The organism is Lentzea sp. NPDC004789, assembly GCF_053601075.1.
The window spans coordinates 467,329-493,877 of sequence record NZ_JBSGBE010000003.1 but is presented as its reverse complement, the minus strand read 5'-3'; the positions used below and the strand labels follow the sequence as shown (position 1 = coordinate 493,877).

Here is a 26,549-nt window from a genome sequence, read left to right as displayed (position 1 = left end):
GAGTAAGACGTGATGGGTGATCTCCCGACGCAGACTTCTCTCTTTGGCGGGCGCGTCCGCATTGCTCGCGGCGTGCGGTTCGAACACCGGCAGGGGCGGCAACGGCCAGGCCCTGAAGCAGTGGTACCACGCCTACGGCGAGCCCGGCGTGCAGCAGGCCGTGGAGAGGTACGCCAAGGCGTACTCGAAAACCCCGGTCGACGTGCAGTGGAACCCCGGCGACTACGACTCCAAGCTCGCGACGAGCCTGCTGTCCGACGGCGGACCGGACGTCTTCGAGTCCACCCTGCAGATCAGCTCGGTGAGGGCGGGTCAGGTCGTGCCGCTCGACGACGTCTTCGGCGCCGCCAGGAGCGATTTCTCCGCCTCGATTCTCGAGACGCACACCGTTGACGGGAAGGTCTACGGCGTCCCGCAGGCCGTGGACATGCAGATGTTGTTCTACCGCAAGAGCATGCTCGCGGCCGCGGGTGTGCAACCGCCGTCCACTGTGGACGAGCTGGTCGACGCCTCGAAGCGGCTGACGCGCAACGGGGTCAAGGGGCTGTTCGCCGGCAACGACGGTGGCGCCGCGGTGCTGGGCGGTCCCGCGCTGTGGTCGGCGGGGCTCGACTACGTGCGGGACCACCAGGTCGGGTTCGACGACCCCCTTGCGGCACAGGCGATCGGCAAGCTGCGCGAGCTGTACACCGGCGGCGGTCTCCTGCTCGGCGCGGTGAAGGACTGGGCGGAGCCGGACGCGTTCACCCAGGGTCTCGTCGCGATGCAGTGGACCGGTCTGTGGGCGGTTCCCGCCGTGCAGAAGGCGCTGGGTGACGACTTCGGGGTGCTGCCGTTCCCGAAGCTCGGCGACAGCGGCAGGCCGAGCGTGCCCGTCGGCGCGTTCGGGGCGATGGTCAACGCCAAGTCGAAGCGGATCGACGAGGCCAAGGACTTCGTGCGCTGGCTGTGGATCGAGAAGACCGACTACCAGGAGGACTTCAACCTCGGTTACGGGTTCCACATCCCGCCGCGCCGGAGCATCGCAGAGAAGGCGTCGAAGCTGACGTCCGGTGCGGCCGCCGACGCCGTGAAGTTCGTGCGGGACAACGCGAAGGCGTCCAACCCGCCGGACTGGACGTCGGTGATGCGCACGGCGTTCAGCGACGCCGTGTCACGCGTGGTGCGCGACGGCGCGTCAGCCGAGGAGGAGCTGCGCGCCGCCGCGGGCAAGGTGCGGGACGAGCTGAAGCGCCTGTACGGATGAGCAACGGGCGTGCGTTCTGGCTGTTCGTCGGGCCGTTCGCGATCGGGCTGGTCGTGTTCGTGTACGTGCCGATCGGGTGGAGCGTGCTGCTGTCGTTCTTCGACGCCCGCAACACGGTGACGCCCACCGACTTCGTGGGGCTGCGCAACTACGCGGACATGCTGACCGACGCGCCGTTCCTGGCGAGCCTGGGCACGTTCAGCCTGTTCGCCGCGTTCATCGTGCCGCTGACGTTCGTGCTCGCGCTGGCGCTCGCGTTGCTGGTCAACCAGATCAGCTTCCTGCAGGGGTTCTTCCGGTCGGTGTTCTTCCTGCCGACGGCGTGCTCGTACGTCGTGGCGTCGCTGGTGTGGAAGCTGTCGATCTTCAACGGTGTGCGCTTCGGGCTCGCCAACACGGTGCTGGGGTGGTTCGGCGCGGAGCCGGTCGCGTGGACGGTGTCGACGTCGCCGCCCTGGTACTGGCTGGTGCTCGTGACGTTGCGGCTGTGGCTGCAGCTCGGCTTCTACCTGATCCTCTTCATCGCCGGGCTGCAACGGATTCCGCGGCACCTCTACGAGGCGGCGTGGATCGACGGAGCCCGGCCCGGCTGGCAGACGCTGCGGTACATCACCTTGCCGCAGCTGCGAACCACGTCGGTGGCGGTGGTGCTGTTGCTGCTCATCGCGGCGTACCAGGCGTTCGACGAGTTCTACAACGTGCTGGGGACCGACCGCGGCTACCCGCCCTTCGCGCGGCCGCCGTTGATCTACCTCTACTACACCGCGCTCGGGTCGGGCGGTCAGGACTTCGGGCACGGCAGCGCCGGCGCGGTGATCCTCACGCTGCTGATCGCGGGCGTGACGTTGCTGCAGGGACGGGTGATCACGCGATGAGGGCGCTGCGGTACCTGGCGCTGTCGATGGCGGCGGTGCTGTTCCTGATCCCGTTCTACCTGGTCCTGCGCAACGGTCTGGCGACCGAGCAGGAGATCACCGCGTCGTCGTGGACGTTCTGGCCGAGCCAGATCCACTGGGAGAACTTCGCCGCGCTGTTCGACAACCCGTCCGTGCCGATCGTGCGCAGCATGGTCAACTCTCTCGTCGTCGCCGTGCTGCAGACGGTCGGGCAGTTGTTGTTGTGCGGCCTGGCGGGCTACGGGCTGGCGCGGATCCCGTACCGGTACGCGAACGTGGTGCTGTACTTCGTCATCGCGACGCTGATGATCCCGGCGGCGGTGACGTTCGTACCGACGTTCGTGGTGGTGTCGACCCTGGGCTGGGTGTCCGACCTGCGCGGACTGGTGATCCCGGGCCTCTTCAGCGGGTTCACCGCGTTCCTGTTCCGGCAGTACTTCCTGAACTTCCCGCGCGAGCTGGAGGAGGCCGCGCGCATCGACGGGCTCGGCCACTGGGGCACGTACTGGCGGGTCGTGGTGCCGAACTCGAAGGGGTTCTTCGCCGCGTTGGGCGTCATCGCGTTCGTGACCAGCTGGAACCAGTTCCTCTGGCCGTTGGTGATCGCGCAGGACCAGGACTCGTGGACGGTGCAGGTGGCGCTGTCGACGTTCCTCACGGCCCAGTCGGTCGACGTGGTGCAGCTGTTCCTCGCCGCGGCGGTCTCGATCATGCCGCTCGTGGTCGTGTTCGTCGCGCTGCAGAGACTGCTGGTCCGCGGGGTGACGGAGACCGGAATCAAGGGGTGAGGGCACCCTGCAGAGGCCTTGCAGGTGGTTTGCAGGTTTCTTGGAGGTCGGCCCGGCAGAGTTCTCACTGTCAGACACCGACTTCTTGGGGGGAACCAAGATGAAGACCCTTACTCGCCTCGCCGCTCTTGTTCTCGCCGTCTCCGCACCGCTCACCCTCGCCGGCACGGCACACGCCGACGACACCGCCTCGATCTACGGCTACGTGTGGGACGACGCGAACAACAACGGCGTTCGCGAGGTCGGCGAGGCACCGATCGCCGGGCACTGGATGTACATCGACGGCACCGGCAAGGCCGCGCAGACCGACGCCGACGGCCGCTACGAGATCACCGGTCTCGCGGCGGGCAGCTACGTCGTCGGTTCGGCCGACCGTTCGCTCTCGCACGGCCAGGGGTGGACCAAGCAGTACGCCGACTCGCGGTTCAGCCCGGCCACCGGCAAGCTGACCAGCCCGGTGCAGCTGGAGGCCGGCCAGCACTACGGGATGCTCAACAGCGGGTTCGTCACCGCCGTGGTCGACACCAAGGTGTGGCAGCTCTTCGTCAGCAACCCGAACCCGAAGGTCGGCGACACGATCGACATCGTCGGTTCGACCGTCAACAACGGCAACGTGTACGACCAGTTCGGCGGCCAGCTGACGCTGCCGGAGGGCCTGCGCGTCGTCGAACGGCTCGGCGGCATGCCGAAGTTCTACGAGACCGAGCCCGCGGGCAAGGTCACGGGCTACTTCTACGACCGCAAGGCCGCCAGCCTGCCCGAGTGGGTGGGCGCCCGCGTCGTCGTCGAGAAGCCGCTGAACGCCGCCGAGATCAAGTACGAGGCGTGGAAGGGCGTGTTCCGCAACTCCGACCCGAACCTGGCCAACGACGTCGCGACGACGAGCCTGACCACGAGCTGATCGCGAATGGTCACGAGGCCCGGCTCCCTTGGGGGTGAGCCGGGCCTTTCAGCTGTCGTGGATCAGTCGTCCAGCGAACCGTTGAGCGGGGTGCCGTCGGTGAAGAACGGCGCGATCTTGTTCTCGAACACGGTCAGCGCGGAACCGATCGCCATGTGCATGTCGAGGTACTTGTAGGTGCCCAGACGGCCACCGAAGATCACGTTGCGCTCGGCGGCCTCCGCCTTCGCGAGCTCGCGGTAGCGCTCCAGCTTGGCGCGGTCCTCGGCCGTGTTGATCGGGTAGTACGGCTCGTCGTCCTTCTCCGCGGCACGGGAGAACTCGCGGACGATGACCGTCTTGTCCTTCGGGTACTCGCGCTCCGGGTGGAAGTGGCGGAACTCGTGGATGCGGGTGTACGGGACGTCCGCGTCGTTGTAGTTCATGACCGGCGTGCCCTGGAAGTCGCCGATCGGCAGGACTTCCTGCTCGAAGTCGAGCGTGCGCCAGCCGAGCCAGCCCTCGGAGTAGTCGAAGTAGCGGTCCAGCGGGCCGGTGTAGACGACCGGGGTGCCCGCCGGGATCTCGTCGCGGACCTCGAAGTAGTCCGTGGACAGCGCGACGGTGATGTTCGGGTGCTCCGCCATCTTCTCCAGCCACGCGGTGTAGCCGTCGACCGGCAGACCCTCGTAGGTGTCGTTGAAGTAGCGGTTGTCGAAGTTGTAGCGGACCGGGAGGCGCGCGATGACCGCCGCGGGCAGCTCCTTCGGGTCCGTCTGCCACTGCTTCGCGGTGTAGTCGCGGATGAACGCCTCGTACAGGGGGCGACCGACCAGGGAGATCGCCTTCTCCTCGAGGTTCGTCGCGTCCTTGGTGTCGATCTCGGAGGCGTGCTCGGCGACCCACGCCTTGGCGTCCTCCGGCGACATGTAGCGGCCGACGAACTGCGACAGCAGGCCCAGACCCATCGGGAACTGGTAGGCCTGGCCGCCGTGCATCGCGAACACGCGGTGCTGGTAGCCGGTGAACTCGGTGAACTGGTTGACGTAGTCCCACACGCGCTTGTTGGACGTGTGGAACAGGTGCGCACCGTAGCGGTGCACCTCGATGCCTGTCTCCGGCTCCTGCTCGGAGTAGGCGTTACCACCGATGTGGTCGCGTCGCTCGATCACCAGCACCCGCTTGTCCAGCGTGGCGGCGGCGCGTTCGGCGACGGTCAGGCCGTAGAAACCAGAGCCGACGACAATCAGGTCATAACCCGCGAAGTTCACGCCTGCAGATTACAAGGGCCCCTCGGCGCGGAATTCGCCGAGGGGCCTTGGCACACAATTGATCTAGCGTCAGAGAACCGAGCGCGGCATCTTCGGCTTCGGGTTGAACGTGATGCCCTCGATCACCTTGCGGAACAGCTTCGCGCGGATCGACCACGGCACGTTCCCGCCGCGCGTGCCCTGCGCGAGGCGGATCACGAACTTCAGCCAGGACATCGGGTTCTCGTGGTGCAGGCGGTAGGACGACTCGTTGCGGGCGCCGTGTTCGAACTTCCACAGGTTCGAGGCGTTCGCGTCGCCGAAGTTCACGCCGCGGTTCACGCCGAGGTCGTGCACCACGACGCTGCGCAGCACCTGCACGCCGGGGCCGGCCTTGGTGATGCGCAGGGTGTACTCCTGGTCGTCGAACCAGATGAAGTACTCGGTGAGCGGCAGGCCGAACTTGGTGAGCGTCCAGCGCGGGAACAGCACCGAGACGAACGAGCAGTGCGTGACCAGGACGTTCTCCTGGCCCTTGGCGATCAGCTTGCCCCAGTCCCAGGTGGTGCCGGGGTTGTTCATCTCGCAGATGTTGCCGTCGACCCACTTGACCAGCGAGCACGCGTACGGCAGCGGCATGCCCATGGCCTCCTCGGCCTTGGCGTGCCCGTTGAGGAGCTCCTCGAGCGCGTCCGAGTTGGCGTAGCAGTCGTCATCCATGATCCAGATGAAGTCCGCGCCGAGCTCGTAGCTCTTGTTCATGCCGGTCGCGAAACCGCCGGCACCACCGGTGTTCTCCTTGAGCCGCACGACGACGACGCCGTCGATCTGCTCGTACTCCTTGAGCACCTGGTCGGTGCCGTCGGTGGAGGCGTTGTCGACGACGACGATCCACTCGGGACGGCGGGTCTGCGCGAGGACGTGGTCGAGGACCGTTGTGAGCTTGTCCTTGCGGTTGTAGGTGACGACAACGGCGGCGACAGTGCTCACTTGAGCCATCCTTGGTAGAGGTCACGCGTCCAGTCCTCGGCACGCGGCAGCTTCGCGAAGGCCTCGGCCTTGGCGGCCTGCTCGTCGAGCCAGGTCTTGCGCTGGTCGGGAGAGGTCATCATGGTGCGGATCCGGGCCGCGGCGGCCTGGATGAACGCGTAGGGGTGACGCGGGCACAGCAGGTCGTCGGCGATGAGCGACGACTGCGAGCCGACGTCGGCGGACACGACGGGCACGCCCGCCGCCGTCGCTTCGAAGGACGTGAGAGTCAGGCCTTCGTTGTCCGATGAGACGACGAGCACGTCCGAGTCGCGGAACGTGTCGCTGACCGGACGGTCCGGGCCGCGCAGCTCGACCACGTCGCCCAGGCGGGCGCGCAGGCTGTTCACCTCGGCGGCCAGCTCGCCGTGGCCGTGGATGATGAACCGCACGTCGCGCGGCGAGTTCTTCTTCAGCTCGGCCGCGAGCTGCAGGAACAGGTACGGGCGCTTCTGCTGGGTGAACCGGCCGACGAACGCCACGGTGAACGGGTTGTTCTCGGCGGTGTCGTCCGCGCCGACCGCGATGCCGCCGGTGGTGAGACCGGCGAGCGTGGCGAGGACGACCTTGTCGGCCTCCAGCCCGTGCTTGCCGATCAGGTAGTCGCGCAGCTGCGGCGAGATCACGTGGTGCTGGTCGATCATGTTCGACAGCCGCACGGAGATGTCGACGAACCCGCCGGTCCGCCATTCGAGCACGTGCAGCGAGTCGACGACCGGGATGTCCGGGCGGACCGACTTGATCCACGGCAGCTTGTCGTAGAGCCACGTGCAGTGGTGCAGGTGGATGCCGCGCACGTCGTACGCCGACAGCACGCCGTTGAGGAACGCCGACTCCTGCTTCGGGTCCATCGGCAGGGTCAGCGGCACGACCAGCGCGCCGTCGAGCTCGGGGCGGGTGATCCACTCGTGCGCGGAGTCGCGGTCGGTGACCACGATCGGCAGGAAGCCCGCCTCCCGCGCCAGGCGGATCGTGTCGATCGCCCAGCGCTCGGCACCGCCCAGCTCCAGCCAGTGCAGGCCGAAGAGGATCGCCGGCGTCTCGCCGTGCGGGGTCGCCGTGGCGCCGCGGGAGAGCCGGACGGGTGCCTTGCGCGGCACGTCGCGGCCCTTGCGCTCGACCATGTCCGTGCGGAACTGGCGCAGCGCGTCGAACTGGACCGGTGCGAGGAACCGCACGGCCTTGCGCGCCTTGCCGAGCACGCCCGTGAGCTGGTCGTAGGCGTTGATCATGGCGGGCGGGCCGCCGATGTCGACGGCGATGTCGACCAGGCCGTCCGACGGCGGGTGGTCGACGATCGTGTGCATGAGGCTGCGGACGACCAGGGAGCCGACGACCTCGTGGTCGTCCTCCCACTCGATCGTCGTGCGCTCTTCGTCGGTGAGCGCGGGCATCGTGCCCGCGGGGCCGCGGAGAACCGTCAGGCGGAAGGTCTGCCCTGGTCCTGCCAGCGCGTAGAAGTTGGCGGCGCCCTCGACCAGGCGGCGCTCCCGGTCGTCGAGCAGGGCTTCGCCGTCGCTCAGTCCGACACCGCTGTCGTCGAGGACCTCGAACACAGCTGTCGGCTTCTGGTTACTTGGCTTGTCCGTCACGTCTCTTCGAGGGGGTCGGGTCGGCGCTCACCGCGGAAATCGGGGAGCCGAACAGGACAGATGGTACCGGCCGAATCAGGGCCGGCCGCGCAGAAGCTGTTCTTCGGCGCTGGTCACACGCTCTTCGAGCTTTGCCCGAACGTCTTCCAGTTCGCAGCGCAGCAATGCGATTTCCTCCACCGTCGTGCGCACTTCCTCTTCGAGGTGACCCACCTCGCTGGAGAGCTGCAACACGACGAAGAGCAGCACGAACGCGGCGGCAGCCAGCACGAAGTTCGCGGCGAGCTGGATGCCGGTCAATCCGGAGAGCCACGTCGGAAGGCCGGGGATGACACCCAGCGCGACGATGCCGAGGCTGACGATCAGCCACAACGCCGCGTACTTCTCGCGAAGCTTTCGACGCCGAAGCATTTCGATCACGACGATGAACACGAACGCCGCGATCAACACCGCGAACAATCGGAACTCGGACACCGCAAACCCCTCAGGCGGCTTCGACGACGGTGGTCTTGGGCTTGCGCCGCACGATGGCGAGCACGAGTGCCAGCGTGGCCCGCATCAGGTAGACAGCGGACTTCACCGGGGACGTGGAGGGCGTGCCGCCTGCCCGCACCCGCATCGCCACCGGCACCTGCGTGATCTTCAGATCGGCCCGGACCGCCATCACCAGCGACTCCAGCGTGTCGCCGAGGTACTCCGCCGGGTAGTGCTGGGCGAAGAGCCGCACCGCGCGAGGACCGGCCGCCTTGAAGCCCGACGTCACGTCGGTGAGCTTCTCCTTCGACAACGCCGACAGCACGAGCGCGAACACCGTCATCGCCCACTTGCGCGGGCCGCTGGCCTTGTAGTCGCCCTTGCCGGCGAAGCGGGCGCCGATCACGAGGTCGGCGCTGTCGAGCTTGCGCAGCAGGTCGGGCACGTCGGCCGGGTTGTGCTGGCCGTCCGCGTCGACCTGCACGACGACGTCGAAGTCGTTGCGGACCGCGTAGCGGAAACCGGTGCGCATCGCACCACCGACGCCGAGGTTCACGGCGAGCCGCGCCACCTGGGCACCGCTCTCCCGCGCACGCTGCGAGGTGCGGTCGGTCGAGCCGTCGTCGACGACGAGCACGCCGACGCCGGGCAGGGTTGCCTTCACCTCAGCGATGATCTTTTCGATGTTCTGCTCTTCGTTGAGAGCCGGCAGAACGATCAGCACTCGCCGGTAGTCGACCGAGTCAGCCACGTGGGTCAGCCTAACCAGTCACGGAGGCGTCACGGGAACCAGCCCGAAGAACCAGGCCAAGGGCCACGAAAACACCCACCGTAGGTGCGATGACCAGGCCCAATACGCTGCGCAACACCATGTCACCCGGTGCGAACGCCAGCACCAGCACGCTCAGCGCGGCCACCACGGCCCACGTCAGCAGCACGCGTCCCGGCTGCTCACGGGCCACCAGCACGGCGGCCAGCAGCAGCACCGCGCCCAGCAGCACCGACGACCACACCAGACCGGCCACGGCCCAGCTCTCGACCACGTGCTTCTCACCGAACAGCAGCTGCACGGCCCACGGGCCGATGAGCCAGCCGACCAGCCCACCGAGGCCCGCCAGCCCGAACGCCGCCAGCGTGCCCTTGGTCAACAGGGCCACCAGCCTGCGGTGCCCGTCCTCCTCCTGCAGCAACCGCACCACCGTCGGCACCGCCATCGCCTGCACCGGCGAGAGCAGCAGCAACGGCACGCGAGCCAGGCTCACCGCCAGGAACAGGCTGCCCAGCGCGTCGAGGTCGTCCTCGACGGCGAAGAACTTGGCCACCGCCGGGTAGCCGGTGAGGACGGTCGCGGTGAGCCCCGCGCTCAGCATGAGCAGCAACGTGCGGCGAGCCACCACACCCCACGGCTCCGCGGCACCGACGAAGTCGACGTGCTTGCGCGCGGTGAACAGGAACGGCAGGAACACGAACGAGCCGAGCGCCACCGAGATGGAGATCGGCATCAGGTTCGCCGCGCCCATGACCAGGAACACGCCGATCAGCAGGATCCGCACGGCAGCCTCGGACACCAGCAGACCGCCGTACGGCTTGACCTGGCCGAACCCGATGAGCACGCCTCGGGTGCCGAACTGCAGCGCGAACGCCACCGCCGCCGCGAGCGCGACCAGCCCGAGGGAGGAGTTCTCGGCGCCGTACAGCCGTTCGGCGACCGGAGGCAGCGCGAGCACCGCGGCGAGCACACCCACCGTCACCGCGGCGACGGCGACCGTGCGCAGGGCCGTGGGACCGACCCTCTCACCGCGCAGGCCCGCGTGCGCGGAGAGCCGCGACACCTCCTGCTCGACCGGGCTCAGCGAGCTGCCGACGCCGAACACGATGCCCCAGAACGCCAGGAAGATCGCGTTGTCGGCCGGGCTCAGCAGCCGGGCGACGACGATCAGGACGGGATAGCCCAGGGCCGCCGACACCAGCAGCGCGATGCCGACGATGCCGAGCGAACGGCCCGCCGTCCGCTCGGTCTGCCCGGTCATTTGCGGACAGCCTTCTTCGCGGCCAGCGCCAGCCCCCGCACCACACCGGCACCGAACACCGCCGCGAACAGCGGCAGCAGGCGCACCACGGCGAACGACTGGTCCCTGGTGGCACCGGACCTGCGCGCCACCACACCGGCGGCCGCCCAGCCCGTGATCCCCAGCAGCAGACCGATCTTCGGGAACTTGGCGAGGACGAACAGCCCCACGACGCCGAGCACACCGGCGCCGAACAGGGCGTTGCGGACCGGGCCTGGCGTGTCGAGGTAGCTGTCGACGAACGTGGTGCCGCGGAAGTACACGTGCCGCACGAACTTCTGCAGCGAGTCGCGGCTGTTGTACCGGGCCGCGAAACCGGGGGCGAGCCAGATCCGCTGCTCCTCGGCGATCGAGCGCAGCATGCGGGTGTCGTCGCTGGCCAGGCGCGGGTCGTCGAAGAGCGACTCGAACGACTTCGCGGCGCGCAGCAACGTCTCGCGCGGGGCGAGGAAGGCGCCGGCGCCCTTGGGGTACGCGTCGAAGTCCTCTGCGCCGAACGACACCAGCCGCGGGTTCGCGGTGTAGCGGCGCCAGCCGACGGAGACGAGGCCCTGCATGAAGCCCGCGTACGGGTTGCCCTTGGTGTCGATGTTGATGTGACCGGTCCACACCCGCCGGTCGGGGTGCTCCGCGAGCTGGTCGCGCAGGAACCGGAACGCGTCCTCGTCGACGATGACGCGGCTGTCGACCAGGAAGACGAGCTCGCCGTCCGCCGCCTGCAGGCCGTTGAGGCGTGCGGCGAACCGGCCGCTGTTGGTCTGGGAGACGACGGTGACGCCACCGAGCTCCGCGAGCCGCTTCGGCGTCTCGTCGGTGCTGCCGTCGTCGACGACCACGATCTGGGCGGGCCATTCGGCGCGGGCCAGGGCGGTGCGGAGTGCTCCCACCGAGCGGCCGATCCAGTCCTGTTCGTTGTAGACCGGGATCACAATGCTCAGGGTGGGGAGGTTGTCGAGGGATTTGCTCCTGCTCGTCACACCTGACAGTATCCAGGCGGTCCGTTGATCCCGAGCTTCAGGGGTCCTTCCCGTGATCGCCTTTATCGCTGGTACCACCGCTGAACTCATCAAGGTGGCGCCCGTTTACCACGCTCTCGTCGCCCGCGGCACGAAGCCGCTGCTGTGGTTCACCGCACAGCACGTGGACGAGGTAGCCGACGTGCTGGAAGACCTCCAGCTCCCCGAGCCGGACCTGTGGCTCGTCCCGCGCGGCAAGGCCCGCAACCTGGAGACGCCCAAGCAGGTTCCCGCCTGGGCCACCGCCATCACGCGCACGGTGTTCGGCCAGCGCAAGCAGCTGCGCGCCTCCCTCACCGCGGACGGCAAGCCGGGCCTGGTCATCGTGCACGGCGACACGTTCACGACCCCGTTCGGCAGCCTCGTCGGCAAGCGCCTGCTGGGCGCCCGCGTCGCGCACGTCGAAGCGGGCCTGCGCTCGGGCAGCCTGGCGTCGCCGTTCCCCGAGGAGATCAACCGCCGCATCGCGACGGTGGTCACCGACGTCCACTTCGCACCGACCCAGGTGGAGGTCCACAACCTCCGCAAGGCGCGCGGTGTCGTGGTGAACACCGAGGCCAACACGGTCATCGACGCCATGCGGCTGGCCATCAACTCGACGACGACCGAGGACCTCCCCGAGGAGTTCGGTCTCGCCACGCTGCACCGCTTCGAGCTGCTGTCGCGGCCGGAGAAGTACCGCGAGGTCCTCGAACTGCTCAAGAAGGCGTCGCGGAAGACCCCGATCCTCTACCTCGCCGGCGCGCCGGAGCGGGAGCGGATCGAGCGGTTCAAGTGGCACGACCTGTTCGACGGCGAGCGGTTCATCCTGCAGCACAAGCGCCGCTACCTGAAGTTCCTGCCGATCCTGGCGCGCGCCAAGTTCGTGGTCACGGACTCCGGCGGCCTGCAGGAGGAGTGCTCCTACATCGGCATGCCCGCGGCCATCCACCGCACGCACACCGAGCGGCAGCAGGGCATCGGCTCCAACATCGTGCTCACCGGCATGGAGACCGCCAAGCTGGAGCACTTCCTGGACAACCACGAGGCGCTGCGCCGTCCGTCCACTCTGGACAAGTACCACCCCAGCGAGATCATCGCCGACACGCTGCAGCAGCTCGGCTACGTCTGAGCCGTACCAACGCAGAAGGGCTCGACCTCCGCTGAGGTCGAGCCCTTCTGCGTTGCTGCCTAAGAACGTCCGCCGGCACCGGCCGGGAGGATCTCGTACACGGTCGCGTCCGGATTCTCGTAGACCTTCTTCAGCGAGGAGACCTTCTCCAGGCCCTGCAGGCCGGGCGCCGGCACCGACCAGGGCCGCACGTATCCCTTGCCGTACAGGACGTAGCGCACACCCAGCTCGTCCACGGTCTTGCGGACCGACGGGTCCTTGTCGATCTCCATCAGGTGCCGGGTGAGCTGCCCCTTGGGGGTGTCCTCCGCCGCGCCGTAGAACGTCCACTCCACCGGCGTCACCCCGGCCAGCGCGTACATCCAGACGGAGCCGTCCGAGCGGTCGTTCATCACCGGGTGGTCCTTGGAGTGCTGCGCGAGCCACTGGTAGGCGTCGCGCTCGCCGCGCATGACGGTGGCACCCTCGAAGTTGTTGATCTTCAGGCGATCCGAGTTGCGGACGACCCACGCCCCCTTGCCCGAGACGCCCAGCAGCAGGCCGAAGACCAGCGCCACGAGCACCGGCACGGCGAACGCGGCCCGCGGCGTCGAGACGCGCGAACCGAGCTTCCCGGTGGCCCAGTTGGAGATCGTCCACGTCAGCTCACCGATCGCGAGCACGCCCGCGAGCGGCAGCAGCGCGGCGAAGCGCCAGGCGTCGTTGTAGAACGGTCCGGAAAGGATGTTGATGACGGCGTTGTTCAGCGACGCGCACGCGGCGTAGAGCGCACCGAACACGGCCCACGCGCCCACGATCCAGACCAGCCGGCGGTGCTTGATCATCAGCGCGATGCCGATGATGGCGGCGACGCCGAGGGTCCACTGCGGGAACTGGATCGTCGGCGAGAACAGCAGCACCTGGCCGAGCCCCTCCGCGGGCGAGGCGAACTCGGGCCACTGCGCGGAGGTCACGCCGGCGGACTGCGAGAGCGCGGGCAGCATCACGGGCACGATGCAGGCCACCGCCCACGCGGCCGTGGCGATGAGGCGCTTGCGCGCGTTGCGCCAGTCGATCGGCTCCAGCTTGAACACGAACGCCGTCAGCAGCGCGAGGCCGTACAGCACGGCCACGAACGCGAGGCTGGTGTGCAGACCGGCGAGACCGGCGAACGCCAGACCGAGGCCGAGCGGGCCGGTGAGGCCCTTGTTGGTGAGGATCTTGCGGGCGATCGCGAGGGCACCGGGGATCATGGCGATGCCGGCGACGTAGGGCCACAACGGTCCGCGCCACAGCGAGTCGTACGGGAACGCCGTGAACCACGTCGCGGTGGCCGCCGCGGCCGTGACCGCGATGACCGGCATGCGCCAGGTGGCCGCGAGCGCCGCGACACCCGCCACCCACGCCAGGATGACCGCGATGGCGGCGAGGTTCAGCAGGTTCGGCATCGGCGCGACCGTGTCGAGCAACGGCGCCAGCAGCGAGTGGTACGTGTTCGGGTAGAAGTACGTCGAGCCCTCGGGCAGGTTCGCGATCGGCGCCAGCGACGACGGCAGCGAGGAGCCGTGCTCGGCGATCCAGCGGATGGCGTTGCCGTGGTACGGGGCGTCCCAGTCCTGGTTGATCGTGTCGAGCCGGAAGTTGAGGCCGCGCAGGTAGGTGACGACACCGACCGCCGCGCCGGCCACGACACCGGCACCGATCATCAGGTGCTCACCGAGCGTGCGCTGCGGGTCCTTGATCGGGTCGTCCGCGTTGTTCCTGCGCCGCACCAGCCAGGTGAGGACGCCGAACGCGACGGCCAGCACCAGCGTCCACAGCAGCACGCTCAGCAGGTTCCAGCGGATGCCGAGGCCGCCCAGCGTCACCGTGCCGACCGCGATCGTGCCGGCCGTGAGCACGGGGGCACCGCCGAAGAGCGCCCATCCCCTGAGCCGCAGCGCGTAGCCGACGACGAGACCTGGCAGCCAGAACGCCAGGATTACCAGTGCACTCATCTGAAAGTCGTTCCCTCGGTTCTACGGGCTGACGCCGGGGGAATCCGCACCGCGGCGCGCTCATGACCTGTATCGCGAGCGCTTCACGGTACCCGTCCGGCTCGCGTGGGCTTTTCCGCGGTGTCAGAACCAGCGTTCGAGGACCATCGCGACGCCGTCCTCGGAGTTCGGTCCGGTGACCTCGTCCGCGGCGGCACGGGCGGCCTCGTGGCCGTTGGCCATCGCCACGCCGTGCCCGGCCCACGTCAGCATCTCGACGTCGTTCGGCATGTCCCCGAACGCGATGACGTGCTCGCGGTCGACGCCGAACCGCTCCGCGACGTCGGCCAGCCCGGACGCCTTCGTGACGCCGTGGACCGAGACCTCGATCAGGCCGTGGTCGGTGGAGTAGGTCAGGTCGACCTCGCCGTGCAGCACCTCGCCGATCGCCGCCACCATCTCCGCGCTGGTCAGCGAGTGGTGCCTGATCAGCAGCTTGGTCGCCGGGTGCCCGAGCGTCTCCGCGCGCGTGAGGCCGCTGTGCGGGCCCTCCGGCCACGGGTGCGTGTAGCTGAGCTCCGCGACGAACGTCCGGTCGTCCTTCGGCGTGCCGACGAGCTCCACCGCGTACGTGCAGTCGTCCAGCACGCTGTCGACGGCGCTCGCGATGTCCTGCAGCTGCACGGGGCTGAGCGTGCGCGCCCAGACGATCTCGTCACGGCCGATGTCGTAGAGCACGGCACCGTTCGCGCACACGGCGAGACCGTCGAGACCGGCCTCGGCGGCGATGCGCGGGATCCAGCGCGGCGGCCTGCCGGTGGCCAGCACGAACGGCACGCCTGCCGCGAGCACGCGGGCGACCACCTGCGCGGTGCGCGGGCTCACGCTCTCCAGAGGGTTGAGCAGGGTTCCGTCGACGTCGGAGGCGACCAGGCGCGGCTGTTCCACACCGACATCTTGCCTCCTCAACTACGCGAGCCAAGTTCGTAAGCAGCTGAACAGCTGGTTACCGTACGTGGGTGCGCGTAGGCATCGTGATTCTCCCGGAGCACCGATGGTGGATCGCCGAACCCAAGTGGCGCGCGGCCGAGGAGTACGGGTTCCACCACGCGTGGACCTACGACCACCTCGGCTGGCGCACCCTGGTCGACGGTCCCTGGTTCGGCGCCGTGCCGACCCTGACAGCGGCCGCGCTGGTCACCTCGCGCATCCGGCTCGGCACGTTCGTCGCGAGCCCCAACTTCCGGCACCCGGTGCCGTTCGCGCGGGAGCTGCTGACGATCGACGACATCTCCGACGGCCGGTTCACGCTCGGCGTCGGTGCAGGTGGGGCGGGGTATGACACGGTCGTGACCGGCGCGAAGCCGTTGCTGCCGCGCGACCGGACGGCGCGTTTCAGCGAGTTCGTGCAGCTGCTCGACCAGCTGCTGGTCAAGGACCGCACGTCGTGGCACGGCGAGTTCTACTCGGCCGAGGAGGCCCGCAGCGCACCCGGTTGCGTGCAACGGCCGCGGCTGCCGTTCGTGGTCGCCGCGAACGGCCCGAAGGCGATGGCCGTGGCGGCCAGGTTCGGCCAGGGCTGGGTCACCACCGGACCGCCCACGGAGGACCACGAGGCGTGGTGGCGGGGCGTGGCGGAGCTCTCCGCGCGGTTCACTGAGACGTTGGCCACGCACGGTCGCACGGCGCGGGTGAACCGGTACCTGAACCTCGACTCGGCGCCGGTGTACTCGCTGTCGAGCGTCGAGTGCTTCGTCGACGCCGTCGGCAGGGCGGCTGAGCTGGGCTTCACCGACGTGGTGGCGCACTGGCCGCGGCACGACGGCATCTACTCCGGCAGCGAGCAGGTCGTCGAGGACGTCGCCGCGGACGTGCTGCCCACGCTCGACCGGCACCTGTAACGACCGGCCGCCGATCACTAGATTTCGTCACTGTGCGCTCTGTTGTGGTGATCGGTGGCGGAATCGTCGGGCTCGCGGTGGCGGCCGAGCTGGCCTCGCGCGGTGCTCGGGTGACGGTGCTGGAGAAGGAGAAGCGCTGGGGCGCTCACCAGACCGGCCACAACTCGAACGTCGTGCACGCGGGGCTGTACTACAAGCCCGGTTCGCTGAAGGCCCGCATGTCCGTGGCCGGCAACGCGTCGATGGTCGCGTTCGCGCAGGAGCACGGCGTTCCGGTCGAGGTGTGCGGCAAGCTCGTGGTCGCCACTTCCGAGGACGAACTGCCCAGGCTGCACGACCTGGCCGCGCGCGCCGAGGCCAACGGGGTGCCCGCGAAGCTCGTCTCCGCCGGTGAGGCGCGCGAGTACGAGCCGGAGGTGGCCTGCGTGGCCGCTCTGCGCGTGGAGAGCACCGGGATCATCGACTACCCCGCGGTCTGCGCGGCGCTGGTGCGCTCGCTCGACGGCCACGACCTGCGGCTGCAGTCCCCCGCGCTGGCGATCCGGACGGTGGGCTCGTCGGTCGAGGTGGCGACGCCGCAGGGGGTCGTCCGCGCCGATGCCCTGGTCAACTGCGCGGGCCTGCAGAGCGACCGGATCGCGCGGCTGGCCGGCCTGCACCCGGCGGCGCGGATCGTGCCGTTCCGCGGTGAGTACTACGAGCTGCGGCGCACCGACCTGGTCCGCGGGCTGATCTACCCGGTGCCGGACCCGACGCTGCCGTTCCTCGGCGTGCACCTGACCCGGATGCTCGACGGGTCGGTGCACTGCGGGCCGAACGCGGTGCTGGCGCTGCGGCGCGAGGGCTACCGGTGGAGCGACGTGTCGCTGACCGACCTCGCCGAGGTGGCGCGCTTCCCCGGCGCGTGGCGGCTGGCGCGCAAGTACGCGCGGACCGGCGTCGACGAGGTGCTCAGGTCGCTGTCGCGCAAACGCTTCGCCGCCTCTCTCGCACGGCTCGTGCCGGCCGTGCGCGAGGACGACCTGGTGCGCGCGGAGAGCGGGGTGCGGGCGCAGGCGATGCTGCCGGACGGCTCGCTCGTCGACGACTTCCTGATCGAGACCGGTCCCCGTCAGGTGCACGTGCTGAACGCTCCGTCACCAGCGGCGACGGGTTCACTGGAGATCGCGAAGTATGTCGCAAATGTCCTCGATCGCTCGGTTGGGTGACACCACGCCGTAGATCAACACGGACGGCTGACATACTCCTTCGGGTCCGGTGCAGCCGTTAGCCCATTGGGGATCTGCCAACATGCGCACAATCACGCACGCTGAGTATCTGGGGATGAAGCGGTTCCCCGCTCTCGACGGCATCCGTGCGCTCGCCGCCGTCATGGTGGTGGTCTTCCACTTCGCGGGCCCCGCCTACGCGCGCCTCAACGGGTGGATCGGCGTGCACCTGTTCTTCGTGCTCTCCGGCTACCTGATCACCACGCTGGCGCTGCGCGAGGAAGCCCGCAACGGCAAGATCTCGCTGCGCGACTTCTACCTGCGCCGGATCTTCCGGATCATGCCGGTCTACTACGTCGTGCTGTTCCTGGTGATCGGGTTCGCCTGGCTGCGCGGCGAGTACCGCGCCATGGCCCTGGACACCGTGCTGGTGAAGTACCTGACGTTCATGAACGAGTGGGTGCCGCCGGGCATGATGTACGGCCACACCTGGACGCTGGGCGTGGAGCAGAAGTTCTACCTGGTGTGGCCGGCGCTGATGTTCACGATCGGCGCGTTCACGCTGAAGCGGCGCCTGCCGATGACGCTCGCCCTGCTGGTGCTGGCCTTCATCGGCCAGTTCACGATGCCGGGCCAGCTCTCGTCCGCCGCCTACTACATGATCATCTTCGGCTGCCTGCTCGCGCTCGTGCTGCACAACCCGAAGGGCTTCGCGCTGCTGCGGCCGCTGACTCACCCGCTGGCCGCGTTCCCCATCGGCATCATCGTCGTCGCCGTGCAGATGAACATCGACCAGATCGACGCCGCACTCGTCGAGGGCGGCACGAAGGGCATGGTGCCGGTCGCCCTCTACGGCCTGGCGGTCGCCCTGTTCGTGGTGGCGACGCTGAGCCGCGGCCCGGTGAGCTGGGCGCTGTCGACGCGGCCGATGGTCTTCCTCGGCGAGCGGTCGTACTCGATCTACCTGATCCAGGGCCTCGTGGGCTGGGTCGTCGCGCTGGCGATCCCCGCGCTCGCCGCCCACCGCACGCTCACCGGCGTCGTGGTGACCATCGGCTGCATCCTCGCCGCGGACCTGCTGTACCGCTGGGTCGAGCAGCCGATGATCAACGTCGGCCGGACGCTCATCAAGAAGCTGAACGACAGGAAGAAGGCCCGGGCTGCCGCCGTGGTGGAGCCGCAGCAGCCCGAGCTCGCGACTAGTTCGGCCTGAGCACGTCGAGGCCGCCCATGAACGGCCTCATCGCCACCGGAACGTTGACCGAGCCGTCGGCGTTCTGGTGGTTCTCCAGGATCGCGACGATCCACCGCGTGGTCGCCAGCGTGCCGTTGAGCGTCGCCGCGATCTGCGACTTGCCGTTCTCGTCCCGGTAGCGCACGTTCAACCGCCGCGCCTGGAACGTGGTGCAGTTCGACGTCGAGGTCAGCTCGCGGTACTTCTGCTGCGTCGGCACCCACGCCTCGCAGTCGAACTTGCGGTGCGCCGACATGCCGAGGTCACCGGTCGCCGTGTCGATGACGCGGTAGGGCACCTCGATCTTGGCGAGCATCTCCTCCTCCCACGCGAGGAGCCGGGCGTGCTCGGCCTCGGCGTCCTCCGGCTTCACGTAGGAGAACATCTCGACCTTGTTGAACTGGTGCACGCGGATGATGCCGCGGGTGTCCTTGCCGTACGACCCGGCCTCGCGCCGGTAGCACGACGACCAGCCCGCGTACCGGCGCTCGCCGTCGAGGATCTCGTCGGCGTGGTAGCCCGCGAGCGGCACCTCCGACGTGCCGACGAGGTACAGGTCGTCGTTGGGCAGGTGGTAGATCTCGCTGGAGTGCGCACCGAGGAACCCGGTGCCCGCCATGATCTCCGGCCGCACCAGCGTCGGCGTGATCATGAGCTGGAAGCCGTTGGCCGTGGCCTGCTGCGCCGCCATGTTGAGCAGCGCGAGCTCCAGCTGCGCACCGACGCCCTTGAGGAAGTAGAACCTGCTGCCGCCGACCTTGGCGCCGCGCTCCATGTCGATCGCGCCGAGCTTGGTGCCCAGGTCCAGGTGGTCCTGCGGCTCGAAGTCGAACTCGCGCGGCTCGCCGACGGTCTTGACGACCACGAAGTCGTCCTCGCCGCCGACCGGCGCGTCCGGGTGCACCAGGTTCGGGATCTTGGCGAGCAGCTCGTCGACCTCGGCGGCGGTGGCGTTCTGCTCGGCCTCGGCGGCCTTCACCTCGGCGGCCAGGTCCTTGGCCTTCGCCAGCAGCGCGGCGCGCTCGTCGCCCTTGGCCTTGCCGACCTCCTTGCCGAGCACCTTCTGCTCGGCGCGCAGGGTGTCCGCGCGGGAGATGGCGGTCCGCCGGCGTTCGTCCGCGGACAGCAGGGAGTCGACGACACCCTCGTCCTCGCCGCGGGCACGCTGCGAAGCGCGCACGATCTCCGGGTTCTCGCGCAACACCTTGAGGTCAATCACCCTGAAAAGGGTAGTCCCCGCCCGTTCCACCTCTCATCCGGATATCCGGAAGGTGGCGCGGGCGGGGACTCCTCGCGTTGCGGGCGAACTAGCTGATGGCGACGGCGACCACGAGACCGAGCGCGACGTGCGCCGCGGCGACCACGACCGAGGCGGGCGCGAACCGGTCCGACTCGATGATCGAACCGATGTCGAGCTTGGTCACCCACTCCAGCAGCCGCACGGCCGCGACCTGCACGATGATGCCGACCAGGCCGTAGATCAGCGCCGACAGCAGGCCCTCGTCGAGCTTGCCGACCGAGCTGGTGATCGCGACGACCACGATGAAGGCCATCGACAGCAGACCGGAGGCGGTCACGATGACGGCGTTCGGGCAGCCGTTGCGGACGAGGGCCGACAGCTTGCCCGGCGTCGTCCAGTCGATCGCGTAGAAGCCGAACACCATGAGGACGAGACCCACGACGGCGTACAGCGCGATCGCGCCGATGTTCCGGCCAAGGGTCGCGCCGAAGCCGGGATCCAACGCCAGCAGCGTGGTCGTCATGTGCTGTTCCCTTTCGGAGACTTACTCAACAATTCGATGCGGCACGAACGCCGCGCCATCGTCGGTCACGAGACCGACCGTTTCCCGGATGCCGAGGCCTGCCGACGTGTCGCCGACGACCCAGGCGCCCAACGCGGGGCGGTAGCCGTCGAACTCCGGAAGCGGGTCGAACAGCTGGTACACGAACCCTTCCTTGCCGTACACACCACCGGTCTGCGTCTCGTAGCCGGGGGCGACGATCTGGATGTTCGACCCCTCACGGCCGAGCAGCGGCTTGCGCACGTACTCGGTGAGCATGCCGGGGTTGTTCAGGTAGGCCGGGAGCAGGTTCGGGTGGCCGGGGTACATCTCCCACAGGATCGCGAGCAGCGCCTTGTTGGAGAGCAGCATCTTCCACAGCGGCTCGATCCACAGGGTGCCGGGCAGCGACTCGACGGCGTGACGGCCGAACTGCTCCTCGATCACCCACTCCCACGGGTAGAGCTTGAACACCGTGTTCATCGGGGCCTCTTCGAGGTCGACGAACCGGTTGAGCAGGGTGTCCCAGCCGATGTCCTCCATCGCGATGCCCACGGTGTTCAGGCCGGCCTCGGCGGCCGTCTCCTGCAGGCACGCGGCGGTGAGGTGGTCCTCACCGGACGGGTCGGCGCTCGACCAGCTGAAGTGCAGCTCACCGGACGGCAGCTTGGCGCCGATCTCGGTCCAGCGCTCGACCAGGCGCTCGTGCAGCGAGTTCCACTGGTCGTCGTCCGGGAAGGCGTCGGTCTTCCAGTACCACTGGATGTACGCGGCCTCCAGCAGTGACGTGGGGGTGTCCGCGTTGTACTCGAGCAGCTTCGCCGGGCCGGAACCGTCGTAGCGCAGGTCGAAGCGGCCGTAGACGTGCGGGTCGCGGCGCCGCCACGACTCGGCGATGTGCGGCCACACCCACTCGGGGATGCCGAAGTCCCGGTAGCGCTCGGTGAGTACGACGTTGTCGACCGCGTCGAGGCACATGGAGTGGAGGAGCTCGACGTCGGCTTCGAGCGAGAGGACCTCGCTCATCTCGAACACGTAGTGCACGGACTCGTCCCAGTAGGGCCGGTCGGTGCCGTTCGCGTACTTGGCGGGCAGGCCGAAGACCAGGCCCTGGTCCGAGACCGTGCGCTGCCAGTTCGGTCGCGGCTGGGAGGTTTCACGACGCAACTGGGTCAGCCTCCGCTGCTGGACGAGCCGCTGCTGATGCCGAAGCCGCCGCGCTGGATCGACGTGCCCGACTTCGTGGCGACGTTGGCGCCCTTGGGAATCGTGTAGCTGCCGCCGGTGACCTTCTGCCCGACCACACCGGAGCCGCCGTAGTTGTAGCGGTACGAGCTGCCGCCGATGTAGATGAAGCCGCCGCTGCTGTACCCGCCGTGGCTGCGGTAGTAGCTGTCGGAGCAGTAGTCGTCGTCGACGATCACGTTGTTCTGGTCGGTGCACTGCGCCGTCACGTTCGACGGGCTGGCGGCCGCGTACCAGATCGCGACCAGCGCCACGATGCCCACGGTGACACCGCCACCGATGAGCAGGCGCTTGCGCGTCTTGCGCTTCTTCTCGAACGCGGCGGACTCGGCGGCGAACCGCTCCTCCTGCGCCTTCACCGCGGCGGCACGGGCGCGCTGCTCGGCCACCGACGGCGGGCGCGGCTGCGTCACGCCGGCCTGCTGCTGCCGGATGCGGCCCTTGACGGGCGGGCCCGGCTGCGGCGCCGGCGCCGACTGGTACGGCGGCGGCTGCAGAGGTTCGCCGGACTGCGCCGGCGGTGGCCCAGGCTGGGGCGTCGGCTGGCCAGGTTCTGGCAAGTTGTTGTCAGTCATCACCACTCCCGCGGGCAAGGTACCGAGCGAAGCAGCTGAAACACGGCCGATTGAGTGACGAGTGTCCTAATAGCAACACTCCACCCAACCCGGCGCACAGCCGTCTCACACAGCACGGGCATCATGGATGAGATGTCTCCGAGCGCCCGTTGGTTGAGTCGAGCTGGTCACATCCGCGACACGCGGCTTGTGATGCTCGGGGCATTCCTGGGCGCGTTCGTGCTGCTGATGTTGTCCGCGTTCACGTCCGTGCTGGCAGGAGGCCCGCTGGGCTCCAAGCGCGAACTGGTCAACGCCGCCTACCAGGCGGTCGCGGGCGAGTGCCTGAACTGGGAGCGCAAGGACCTCTCCGACGCGCAGAAGGTCGACTGCTCCGCCGCGCACCGGTTCGAGGTCACCGGCACCGCCGACATCACCGCGAAGTACCCCAAGGAAGCGCCGTTCCCGAACGCGCAGGCCTGGGAGAAGATCGCGGAGGAGCAGTGCGCGCAGACCGGCAACAGCTACATGTCCGGCAAGCTCGACCCGGAGGGCAAGTACGGCGTCAGCACGCTGAACCCGGACGAGCACCGCTGGTCGGACGGCTACCGCCAGATCCGGTGCGGCCTGCAGGTCACCGCACCGTCCGGCGCGGCCCTGCCGTCGTTCGGCAGCGCCAGGACCCAGGACCAGTCGAACGTCTACGACCCCGGCGTCTGCCTCGCGCTCGGCGAGAACAACACGGTCGGTGACCCGGTCGACTGCGCCCAGCCGCACGCGTTCGAGATCATCGGCGTCGTCCAGCACCCCGAGGGCGAGTTCCTGACGGTGGAGAAGCAGGACGCCGCCATGTCCGAGAAGTGCGCCGCGATCGCCAACGAGTACACCGGCGGCGCCGACCTCAAGGCCAAGAGCCTGCTCGTCACCTGGGACACCCGCTCCGAGAAGAGCTGGGCCGTCGGCTCCCGCAAGGCCAACTGCAAGATCGGCGCCGTCCCCCAGGGCAACAACCTGGTCGCGTGGAGCGGCAGCGTCCGCAACCCCAACGGCGCCCCGCTGACCACCGCGAACCCACCGCAGACCACCGCGGTCAAGCCGCAGGACGAGCCCACCGGCGCCCCGCTGCACTCCGAGTCGGGCAAGCCCCCGTCGGAGTCGGCCAAGCCCTCGGACTCCGGCAAGCCGGACAAGCCCTCGTCGTCGAGCGCGCCCACCACGACCACCGAGAACCGATGACCGTCGAGATGACCCGGGCTCGCTTCGACGAGCTGGTCTCCGAAGCGCTGGACCTGCTCCCGCCGGAGTTCACGCACGCGATGAACAACGTGGTCGTGCTGGTCGAGGACCGCAACCCGGACGAGCCGTCACTGCTCGGGCTGTACCAGGGGATCGCGCTGACCGAGCGCAACAGCGACTACGGCGGTGCGCTGCCCGACCACATCTTCATCTACCGCGAGGCGATCCTCGACATCTGCGACTCCGAGGAGGACGTCGTCGAGGAGGTGACGATCACCGTGGTGCACGAGATCGCCCACCACTTCGGGGTGGACGACGCGCGCCTGCACGAACTGGGCTGGGGTTAGCGGCCTCGCAACCAGCCCTGAAGCCGGGCTAGACCTCGACGCCGGCCCACGACCGGCACACCCAGCCGTCGCCCTCGCTCTCCAGCACCACGACGCCGGTGTTCGGCAGCAGGTTCTCGGCCAGCTCCACCGGCACGTTCGACGCCAGCGCCAGCGCGCCCATCCGTCCCGCGCCGCCGTGCGTCACGACCATGACCGTGCCGTCCTGCCGGATCGACTCGATGGCGCCGAGGAAGCGGTCCAGCACCTGCTGCCCGGTCTCACCGCCACCGGGGAACGGCAGGTCGAGCTCGCCCTCGGCCCAGCGGATGACGGTGTCGAGGTAGGCCTTGTAGGCCTCGGTGTCGTTGCGGCCTTCCAGGGAGCCCACCTGGATCTCGTGGACGCCCTGGAGGATCTGCACCGGCAGGCCGAAGCGTTCGGCGGTGGGCAGGGCGGTCTGCTGGGCGCGCAGGCCGATGCTGGCGTAGACGGCCACGAGGTTCTCGCCGGCGAGGGTGTCGGCCAGTTCGCGGGCCTGCTTGTGGCCGAGCTCGGTGAGCGGGGGACCCGGCATGGCCGTGTCCAGCTTGCGGTCGATGTTCGACGCCGTTTCACCGTGCCTGACCAGCAGCAACTTCACCCGCGCTCGCCCTTTCTGACAGCATCGACCCAAGCGGCTGCTGCGGCGAACTCGTCGTTGTGAGCCTCTGCGGGCTCGTGGTCGGCCTTCGGGAAGGACCCGAGGAACCGGATCTCGCGCGAGTGTCGGTGCAGCGCGGCCAGCGCGTCACCGATCCTCGGTTCTGCGATGTGCCCCTCGACGTCGATGTAGAAGCGGTACTCCCCCAGTTTGCCCTTCGTGGGGCGTGATTCGAGGCCGGTGAGATTGATCCCACGCAACGCCAACTCGGTGAGCAGCTCCGACAGCACGCCCACGCGGTTCGGGGTGGTCACGACGACGCTGGTGCGGTCCGCGCCGGTCGGCTCCGGCAGCGCGCCGGGACGGCGCAGCAGCAGGAAGCGGGTGCGGGCGTCGGCCACGTCGAGGACGTCAGTGGCGTACTCGTCGAGCTTGTAGTGGTTCACGGCCACCGGAGCGGTCACGGCGGCGTCGAACTCGCCGCGCTCCACGGCGGCCGCGGCGGCGGCGGTGGACGAGGTCGCGATCGAGGTGACGCCGGGCAGCTCCGCGGCGATCCAGTCGCGCACCTGGGCCAGCGCGTGCGGGTGCGAGGCGACGGTCCTGATCTCCGTCGTCCCCGGCCGGACCAGGACGCTGAACCGGACGTCCAGCACCGTCTCGGCGACGGCGACCACCGGCTCGTCGCGGATCAGCACGTCGAGCGTCGCGGGCACGGCGCCCTCGACGGAGTTCTCGATCGGCACGCACGCGAAGTCGGTCTCGCCCTTGCGCACGGCGGTGACGGCGAGCGGGATCGTTTCGTAGGGGACGAGATCGGAGCCGAACCGGAGCGCGGCCTGCTCGGTGAAGGTCCCCTGTGGTCCGAAGTACGCAATGCGAGGCACCGAGTCAGCCTAGAGGCGCGAATCACGCCTGTGTCAGCGGCCAAACCTGGGTTCCGCCGGGACCGTGCGAACTGGAATGCTTGGGGCGTGCCCGCTCTAGCGCCTGAACTCGTGTTGTGCGCGGTCGACGAACCGATGGCGAACGCCTGGCGTGCCGTCGCGGACGGACGCACCGGAGTGCGGGTGCATCGCGGGTCCGTGTTGGACATCCGCGCGCAGGCCGTCGTCAGCCCGGCCAACTCGCAGGGCTGGATGCGCGGCGGCATCGACGCCGTCTACGCCACGGCGTTCCCCCAGGTCGAGAACAACGTCCGCAGCGCGGTCCTCGCGCTGCACGGCGGTGAGCTGCCGGTGGGCGAGGCGCAGGTCGTGGCGACCGGCGAGACCGAACCGGCGTGGCTCATCAGCGCGCCGACCATGCGGCGGCCCGGTGAGCGGCTGCCGATCGACACCGTCCACCCGTACCTGGCGGCGCGGGCGGTGCTCAGGCTCTGGCTCGAAGGCCGCCTCGACGACGGCACGCCGGTGCGCGACGCCGTCCACACCATCGCGATGCCGGGGCTCGGCACCGGGGTGGGCGGCGTCGCGCCGTCCACGTGCGCGCATCAGGTCGCGGCCGCGTGGGACGAGGCGTTCAACCCGCTGCACGTCTGACTTGTGCACAACCCTGTGGACAGAGCTGTGGACACCTGTGGACTACTGGCGGGGTGCGACCCATCGTTCCAGGTCGACCTCATCTGTGATGGGGATGCCGTAATCCCCAACCGCGGGGATCTCCGGCTTGAGCTTGCGCGCCTCGCGCACCGCGTCCGGTCTCAACGCCGCCAGCTTGAAGCCGCGCCGCTGGTAGAACCGCAACGCGTCGAGGTTGTCGTTCGTGGTCGTCAGCCGCACCCGAGTGCACCCGAGTGCGCGCGCCTGGCGAACCGCGGCGTCGACCAGCGCGGTGCCGACGCCGCGGCCCCGCCGCAGCGCGTCGATCGTCACTATCTCCAGCTGGTGGTTCGCCACCGCGTAGGTCAGCAGGCCGAGCACGTGGCCCTGCTTCTCCACGAGGAAGCCCGGCAGACTCGCCGGGAAGAACACTTCGCCGTGCGCGACGGCTGTGTGTGCTCCCCATAGCTCGAGTACCAATCGGGCGACAACTATGCGATCTGCTTCCTCGACCGGTCGTACCGAGCCTTCTGCCATGACAAGAACTTTGCCAATACGAGGCGTACTCAGGAAC

Annotated in this window: 27 protein-coding genes; 11 read left to right on the top strand and 16 right to left on the bottom strand. The window is 68.9% G+C overall.

Annotation, left to right across the window (positions count from 1 at the left end):
- Positions 1 to 43 precede the first annotated feature (43 nt).
- From ACWEIJ_RS10055 to ACWEIJ_RS10040, 4 genes are all read left to right on the top strand, one after another.
- Positions 44 to 1,246, top strand: a complete 1,203-nt coding sequence (locus ACWEIJ_RS10055; RefSeq protein WP_449836786.1) for an ABC transporter substrate-binding protein — start codon at positions 44 to 46, stop codon at positions 1,244 to 1,246.
- On the top strand, positions 1,243 to 2,121 hold the full coding sequence (locus ACWEIJ_RS10050) for a carbohydrate ABC transporter permease (protein WP_449836785.1): 879 nt from the start codon (positions 1,243 to 1,245) through the stop codon (positions 2,119 to 2,121). The genes ACWEIJ_RS10055 and ACWEIJ_RS10050 overlap by 4 nt, the downstream gene beginning before the upstream one ends.
- Positions 2,118 to 2,930: a carbohydrate ABC transporter permease gene (locus tag ACWEIJ_RS10045; RefSeq protein WP_449836784.1), complete on the top strand. Its 813-nt coding sequence runs from the start codon at positions 2,118 to 2,120 to the stop codon at positions 2,928 to 2,930. The genes ACWEIJ_RS10050 and ACWEIJ_RS10045 overlap by 4 nt, the downstream gene beginning before the upstream one ends.
- A gap of 100 nt (positions 2,931 to 3,030) precedes the next feature.
- Positions 3,031 to 3,831: an SdrD B-like domain-containing protein gene (locus ACWEIJ_RS10040; protein ID WP_449836783.1), complete on the top strand. Its 801-nt coding sequence runs from the start codon at positions 3,031 to 3,033 to the stop codon at positions 3,829 to 3,831.
- Between the two features lie 62 nt (positions 3,832 to 3,893).
- Here ACWEIJ_RS10040 and glf read toward each other — a convergent pair whose 3' ends face one another.
- The 7 genes from glf to ACWEIJ_RS10005 form a co-directional block, all read right to left on the bottom strand.
- Positions 3,894 to 5,081 (bottom strand): UDP-galactopyranose mutase, encoded by a 1,188-nt coding sequence (gene glf / locus ACWEIJ_RS10035; protein ID WP_449836782.1) that lies wholly within the window; start codon positions 5,079 to 5,081, stop codon positions 3,894 to 3,896.
- A 69-nt stretch (positions 5,082 to 5,150) separates the two neighbouring features.
- Positions 5,151 to 6,059 (bottom strand): glycosyltransferase, encoded by a 909-nt coding sequence (locus tag ACWEIJ_RS10030; RefSeq protein WP_449836781.1) that lies wholly within the window; start codon positions 6,057 to 6,059, stop codon positions 5,151 to 5,153.
- Complete coding sequence (locus ACWEIJ_RS10025) at positions 6,047 to 7,681, bottom strand: glycosyltransferase (protein ID WP_449836780.1); 1,635 nt, start codon at positions 7,679 to 7,681, stop codon at positions 6,047 to 6,049. Before ACWEIJ_RS10025 ends, ACWEIJ_RS10030 begins: the two co-directional genes overlap by 13 nt.
- A gap of 75 nt (positions 7,682 to 7,756) precedes the next feature.
- Positions 7,757 to 8,155, bottom strand: a complete 399-nt coding sequence (locus ACWEIJ_RS10020) for a DUF2304 domain-containing protein (RefSeq protein WP_449836779.1) — start codon at positions 8,153 to 8,155, stop codon at positions 7,757 to 7,759.
- Between the two features lie 10 nt (positions 8,156 to 8,165).
- A complete protein-coding gene (locus ACWEIJ_RS10015; protein ID WP_449836875.1) occupies positions 8,166 to 8,915 on the bottom strand; it encodes a glycosyltransferase family 2 protein in 750 nt (249 codons plus the stop codon).
- 1 nt (position 8,916) lies between these two features.
- Positions 8,917 to 10,185 carry a hypothetical protein gene (locus tag ACWEIJ_RS10010; protein WP_449836778.1) on the bottom strand — a complete coding sequence of 423 codons (1,269 nt, stop codon included), beginning with the start codon at positions 10,183 to 10,185 and terminating at the stop codon, positions 8,917 to 8,919.
- Positions 10,182 to 11,201, bottom strand: a complete 1,020-nt coding sequence (locus ACWEIJ_RS10005; protein WP_449836777.1) for a glycosyltransferase family 2 protein — start codon at positions 11,199 to 11,201, stop codon at positions 10,182 to 10,184. Before ACWEIJ_RS10005 ends, ACWEIJ_RS10010 begins: the two co-directional genes overlap by 4 nt.
- A 52-nt stretch (positions 11,202 to 11,253) precedes the next feature.
- Between ACWEIJ_RS10005 and ACWEIJ_RS10000 the strand changes: the two genes are divergently transcribed.
- Positions 11,254 to 12,351 (top strand): UDP-N-acetylglucosamine 2-epimerase, encoded by a 1,098-nt coding sequence (locus ACWEIJ_RS10000; protein WP_449836776.1) that lies wholly within the window; start codon positions 11,254 to 11,256, stop codon positions 12,349 to 12,351.
- Positions 12,352 to 12,410: 59 nt separating this feature from the next.
- Here the strand turns inward: ACWEIJ_RS10000 and ACWEIJ_RS09995 are convergent, their stop codons facing one another.
- On the bottom strand, positions 12,411 to 14,327 hold the full coding sequence (locus ACWEIJ_RS09995) for a DUF6541 family protein (protein WP_449836775.1): 1,917 nt from the start codon (positions 14,325 to 14,327) through the stop codon (positions 12,411 to 12,413).
- A 123-nt stretch (positions 14,328 to 14,450) separates the two neighbouring features.
- Positions 14,451 to 15,254, bottom strand: coding sequence for an HAD family hydrolase (locus ACWEIJ_RS09990; RefSeq protein WP_449836774.1), 804 nt, complete (start codon positions 15,252 to 15,254; stop codon positions 14,451 to 14,453).
- A 71-nt stretch (positions 15,255 to 15,325) separates the two neighbouring features.
- Between ACWEIJ_RS09990 and ACWEIJ_RS09985 the strand changes: the two genes are divergently transcribed.
- The 3 genes from ACWEIJ_RS09985 (at position 15,326) to ACWEIJ_RS09975 (ending at position 18,628) form a co-directional block, all read left to right on the top strand.
- Positions 15,326 to 16,207 carry an LLM class flavin-dependent oxidoreductase gene (locus tag ACWEIJ_RS09985; RefSeq protein ID WP_449836773.1) on the top strand — a complete coding sequence of 294 codons (882 nt, stop codon included), beginning with the start codon at positions 15,326 to 15,328 and terminating at the stop codon, positions 16,205 to 16,207.
- A 32-nt stretch (positions 16,208 to 16,239) separates the two neighbouring features.
- The gene (gene lhgO / locus ACWEIJ_RS09980; protein ID WP_449836772.1) at positions 16,240 to 17,415 is read left to right on the top strand and encodes an L-2-hydroxyglutarate oxidase; all 1,176 of its coding nucleotides are present in this window, start codon (positions 16,240 to 16,242) and stop codon (positions 17,413 to 17,415) included.
- A 115-nt stretch (positions 17,416 to 17,530) separates the two neighbouring features.
- On the top strand, positions 17,531 to 18,628 hold the full coding sequence (locus tag ACWEIJ_RS09975) for an acyltransferase family protein (protein WP_449836771.1): 1,098 nt from the start codon (positions 17,531 to 17,533) through the stop codon (positions 18,626 to 18,628).
- Here the strand turns inward: ACWEIJ_RS09975 and serS are convergent.
- The 4 genes from serS to ACWEIJ_RS09955 all read right to left on the bottom strand — a co-directional run bounded on the left by serS (position 18,615) and on the right by ACWEIJ_RS09955 (position 22,250).
- Entirely contained in the window at positions 18,615 to 19,868 is a 1,254-nt protein-coding gene (serS, locus tag ACWEIJ_RS09970; RefSeq protein ID WP_449836770.1) for a serine--tRNA ligase, read from the bottom strand. The two genes, ACWEIJ_RS09975 and serS, sit on opposite strands and share 14 nt — an antisense overlap.
- 88 nt (positions 19,869 to 19,956) lie before the next feature.
- A complete protein-coding gene (locus ACWEIJ_RS09965) occupies positions 19,957 to 20,412 on the bottom strand; it encodes a DUF350 domain-containing protein (RefSeq protein ID WP_449836769.1) in 456 nt (151 codons plus the stop codon).
- 21 nt (positions 20,413 to 20,433) lie between these two features.
- The gene (locus tag ACWEIJ_RS09960) at positions 20,434 to 21,597 is read right to left on the bottom strand and encodes a glutathionylspermidine synthase family protein (protein ID WP_449836768.1); all 1,164 of its coding nucleotides are present in this window, start codon (positions 21,595 to 21,597) and stop codon (positions 20,434 to 20,436) included.
- A gap of 5 nt (positions 21,598 to 21,602) precedes the next feature.
- Complete coding sequence (locus ACWEIJ_RS09955; protein WP_449836767.1) at positions 21,603 to 22,250, bottom strand: hypothetical protein; 648 nt, start codon at positions 22,248 to 22,250, stop codon at positions 21,603 to 21,605.
- 192 nt (positions 22,251 to 22,442) lie between these two features.
- Between ACWEIJ_RS09955 and ACWEIJ_RS09950 the strand changes: the two genes are divergently transcribed.
- On the top strand, positions 22,443 to 23,465 hold the full coding sequence (locus ACWEIJ_RS09950) for a septum formation family protein (protein WP_449836766.1): 1,023 nt from the start codon (positions 22,443 to 22,445) through the stop codon (positions 23,463 to 23,465).
- Entirely contained in the window at positions 23,462 to 23,812 is a 351-nt protein-coding gene (locus tag ACWEIJ_RS09945; RefSeq protein ID WP_449836765.1) for a metallopeptidase family protein, read from the top strand. The genes ACWEIJ_RS09950 and ACWEIJ_RS09945 overlap by 4 nt, the downstream gene beginning before the upstream one ends.
- Before the next feature lie 28 nt (positions 23,813 to 23,840).
- Here the strand turns inward: ACWEIJ_RS09945 and ACWEIJ_RS09940 are convergent, their stop codons facing one another.
- Together ACWEIJ_RS09940 and pheA are read right to left on the bottom strand one after the other, a co-directional pair.
- On the bottom strand, positions 23,841 to 24,434 hold the full coding sequence (locus tag ACWEIJ_RS09940; protein WP_449836764.1) for a histidine phosphatase family protein: 594 nt from the start codon (positions 24,432 to 24,434) through the stop codon (positions 23,841 to 23,843).
- Entirely contained in the window at positions 24,431 to 25,321 is an 891-nt protein-coding gene (pheA, locus tag ACWEIJ_RS09935; protein ID WP_449836763.1) for a prephenate dehydratase, read from the bottom strand. Before pheA ends, ACWEIJ_RS09940 begins: the two co-directional genes overlap by 4 nt.
- Positions 25,322 to 25,456: 135 nt before the next feature.
- On the opposite strand from pheA, the gene ACWEIJ_RS09930 reads away from it, so the two are divergent.
- Positions 25,457 to 25,975, top strand: coding sequence for a macro domain-containing protein (locus tag ACWEIJ_RS09930; protein WP_449836874.1), 519 nt, complete (start codon positions 25,457 to 25,459; stop codon positions 25,973 to 25,975).
- Between the two features lie 42 nt (positions 25,976 to 26,017).
- Here the strand turns inward: ACWEIJ_RS09930 and ACWEIJ_RS09925 are convergent, their stop codons facing one another.
- Positions 26,018 to 26,455 carry a GNAT family N-acetyltransferase gene (locus tag ACWEIJ_RS09925; protein WP_449836762.1) on the bottom strand — a complete coding sequence of 146 codons (438 nt, stop codon included), beginning with the start codon at positions 26,453 to 26,455 and terminating at the stop codon, positions 26,018 to 26,020.
- Positions 26,456 to 26,549 lie beyond the last annotated feature (94 nt).